Genomic DNA, 3230 nt, shown 5'->3' with positions numbered 1-3230 from the left:
GGGTGGGCCGGGCGCGGCGCCGGAGGAGGATCCGGCCGCCTGCCGGGGCGTGGCCGGGCGTTCCTCCTCCCACTCCAGGAAGGCCTGGCACGAGGCGCAGAACTGCGCCCCCGCGATATTGCGGTGTCCGCAGTCGGGACAGGTCATGTCGGGTCCGCCTCCTCCCCCGAGGGCACGATCTCCAGTTGGTAGGCGACATGGGCGGGCACTTCCGCCGCGAGCAGCTTCTCCAGCCGGGCGCGGTCGACCCGGCGGGGATCGGGCACCCGCAGCAGCACCGCCACCCAGGGGCGGGCCGAGCCGGGCAGTTCGGCGCCAGGGGTGGCCGACCAGGCCGTGCCACCGCTCTCGCTGATCTCCGGTTCGTACCCCGACTCCACCCAGATGGCGGCGGCCAGTCCCTGCCGGGTGCCGCGCTGCCGGTGCCGGGTCACGGCCCCGGCGACCACCGCGCGCCGCTGGGTGTCCGGCCGCTCCTCGTCCACCTCCACCGCGACCCACTGCGCCATCCAGGTCAGGAAGTCCTCGGGCGCGGTGCGCGGGTGGAGATGGGCGGGCAGGTTGTCGAGGGTGAGCAGGAGCGGTGCCAGTACCTCGTCCAGGGCGCCCAGGAAGCGTTCGAGGAAGTCCTGTTCGAGGTAGACGGCCGGCATCTGGTGCAGCAGCGGCAGCGGGTTGGGCAGGCCGGGGATGGTGCCGCGCATCTACGCCTCCCTCACCCGGAGCTGGTGTTCGTAGGAGAAGACCAGGGCGTGCCGATCGAGGGTGATCTTGGTGGTGGCCTCGGCGCGCTCGCCGGTCAGCGGGTCGGCCGGGAACAGCCGTACGTCCTCCACCAGGTCGACGCCGGGCACCTGCTGGAGCACCGCGAACACCTCACCGGAGTGGATGGGGCGCCCGAACGGCCAGCCCTGGCGCTCGGGGCCGCCGGTGAGCGGGTTGAAGTAGCCGTACAGGGCGGTGAGCGCGGCATCCCGCAGCCGGTCGGCGCGCACCCCGCGGGCCCCCTGCACCGAGGCCACCACGGTGACGCCCTGGTAGTACGGCGGCTCCACCACCAGGCGGTTGCCGATCGGACGCCGCTCGTCCAGGTAGGAGGCGATCTGGGTGAGGGTGTCCTGAGGCGGGATGAGTTCGTCGAACTGGATCCTGCCCTGGGCGTCGCTGCGGCCGGCGGGCACCACCAGCAGCCGTACGCCGTTGGCCAGTTGGCCCGACTCGCCGGCGGTGCGGACGTCGCCGGCCGGGACGCAGGCCACCCGGGCGGCGTCCGGGGCGACCTCGCGGGCGAGTTGCTCGTAGTCGTGCGGGACGACGGCCCGGTGCAGGGTGCGCAGGGTCATCGGGCCGCGCACCCGCGCGTTCTCCACGCTCTCGCCGTCGACACCGCCGAGGGCCGGCCGGCGGTTCTCCACCCGGGCGACGAACGGCAGTGAGCTGCGCAGCACCCGCAGCGCGCCGCGGGCCACGTTGCCCCGGTGTCCGCCGCCGGTGCGATAGGCGCGCACCCGGATCCGGCAGCCCTTGGGCGGCACCGCGCCGTACAGCCGCAGGGAGCCGTCGCGTTCCCGTACCGCCGGGCCGAAGTCCACCTGCCCGGAGTTGGGGTCCAAGGTGATGTGGCGGTCGTTGGCGGTGGAGTGGGCGAAGTTGTCGACCCGCTGCCACTCCACCCACCCGGTGCTCTCGGCGACCTCCACCGTGAACGGCTCCTCGCCCGGCACCACGGGGGGCCGGGCGATCCGGAAGCCCTGCCCGGGCACGCCCTCGGAGACTCCCAGGAGTTCCGCCCGGACGGTCTCGGCGTGCGCGGCCTCCACGGTGCCGCCGATGGTGAAGGCGGTGATCTGCCGGACCGTCGGCGAGGCGATGTAGGTGGGCTGGTCGGGGGCGGCCTCCACCAGCCGGCAGCGCAGCCAGCCGCCGGAGTGCCGGGCCACCATGGAGGCGGCGTGCCCGGCGGGCATGTGCAGGATGACCTCGCCGGGCTTGTTGAACCCGCCGGTGTCGTCCTTCTCGACCTCGCAGGGCTCCCAGGTGGCGCCGTCCCATGCCTCCCACAGCAGCGGGGGGCGGCGGGGGTCCACGCCCACGCCCTCCACCCGGCAGTCCAGCCGCAGCACCAGCGCGCAGTGGGGCACCGGGTTGGAGAGCCCGATGTAGAGGCAGTCGCCCGGTTGCGGGGAGGTGGAGAAGCAGGGCACGTCACGGCCCAGGGCCAGCTCCTCGGAGCGGTCGGTGGCGTTGCCGACGGCCGGCCAGGTCGCCATGTACTCGCGGGAGCAGGGCACCACCGACAGGTCCTGGCCGGTGGTGAAGACCACCGACTCCTCGGTTTCGGTGCGCACCGTGGCGATCTCGGTGCCGGCCCTGATCGGCACCGGTTCGGGCTGCGGGGCGGACAGCCAGAAGGTGACCTCGGTGCGGGCCGCCGTGGGCGGGTACAGCCGTACGCCAATCAGGTCGAGGAAGGCCAGGTAGTTCTTGTCGGGCACCCGGTTCAGCCGGTAGACGAGCTGGTCGACCATGGTGGCGAACGCCTCGATCAGGGTGACGCCCGGGTCGGAGACGTTGTGGTCGGTCCACTCCGGGCAGCGCTGCTGCACCAGCCGCTTGGCCTCGTCGACCAGGGCCTGGAACCGCCGGTCGTCCAGGTTGGGGCTGGGGAGCGTCATGTGCCCTCCTCGTGCTGGGGGATCACATAGAAGGGGAAGACCAGGTTGCGGGGGTCGTTGGTGCCGCGCAGCGCGTAGCTGATGTCGATGTACAGGACGCCGTCGTCCGCCTCGTCGAACCGCACGATGACGTCCGCCACCTCGATGCGCGGTTCCCACCGCTCCAGCGACAGCCGCACCTCGTAGGCGAGCTGCCCGGCGGTGCCGGCGTCGGCGGGGGCGAAGACGTACTCCCCCAGCGCGCAGCCGAACTCGGGGCGCATCGGCCGCTCGCCCGGCGAGGTGCCCAGGATCAGCCGGATGGACTCCTCGATCTCCCGCTCGCCGCGGACCAGGGCGATGCTGCCGGTGGCGTCGGTGCGGGGCGGGAAGGCCCAGCCCGCGCCGACGAACTGCTGTGCCACGCTCAGCCTCCGATCAGCACGGTCGGGCAGCCGGTGACGATCGGCGCGCCGCAGCCCGCCATGTCCCCGACACGGGCGGCCGGTCTGCCGCCGATCAGCACGCTGGTGCTGCCGGGCGGGGCGATCGGGGCCGGCAGCACCAGCGTGCTGA

Annotated in this window: 4 protein-coding genes; all 4 read right to left on the bottom strand. The window is 73.4% G+C overall.

All coding sequences use genetic code 11. From position 1 onward, the window contains the following. Positions 1-143: 143 nt before the first annotated feature. The gene (locus E4099_RS30675) at positions 144-704 is read right to left on the bottom strand and encodes a phage tail protein (protein WP_135342369.1); all 561 of its coding nucleotides are present in this window, start codon (positions 702-704) and stop codon (positions 144-146) included. Continuing rightward, positions 705-2675 carry a putative baseplate assembly protein gene (locus E4099_RS30670; protein WP_135342368.1) on the bottom strand — a complete coding sequence of 657 codons (1971 nt, stop codon included), beginning with the start codon at positions 2673-2675 and terminating at the stop codon, positions 705-707. Continuing rightward, positions 2672-3079: a GPW/gp25 family protein gene (locus E4099_RS30665; protein WP_135342367.1), complete on the bottom strand. Its 408-nt coding sequence runs from the start codon at positions 3077-3079 to the stop codon at positions 2672-2674. Before E4099_RS30665 ends, E4099_RS30670 begins: the two co-directional genes overlap by 4 nt. Before the next feature lie 2 nt (positions 3080-3081). After that, a partial coding sequence (locus E4099_RS30660) for a PAAR domain-containing protein (RefSeq protein WP_209446807.1) occupies positions 3082-3230 on the bottom strand: 149 nt, incomplete at its 5' end.

Origin of the sequence: Streptomyces palmae, assembly GCF_004684805.1 — a bacterium.
GTDB classification, from domain to species: domain Bacteria; phylum Actinomycetota; class Actinomycetes; order Streptomycetales; family Streptomycetaceae; genus Streptomyces; species Streptomyces palmae.
This window is presented reverse-complemented; position numbering and strand designations above follow the sequence as displayed.

What these genes read in the sequence shown, in the direction of transcription:
- E4099_RS30675 (WP_135342369.1), bottom strand. Translation starts at nt 704, where the DNA reads ATGCGCGGCACCATCCCCGGCCTGCCCAACCCGCTGCCGCTGCTGCAC.
- E4099_RS30670 (WP_135342368.1), bottom strand. Translation starts at nt 2,675, where the DNA reads ATGACGCTCCCCAGCCCCAACCTGGACGACCGGCGGTTCCAGGCCCTG.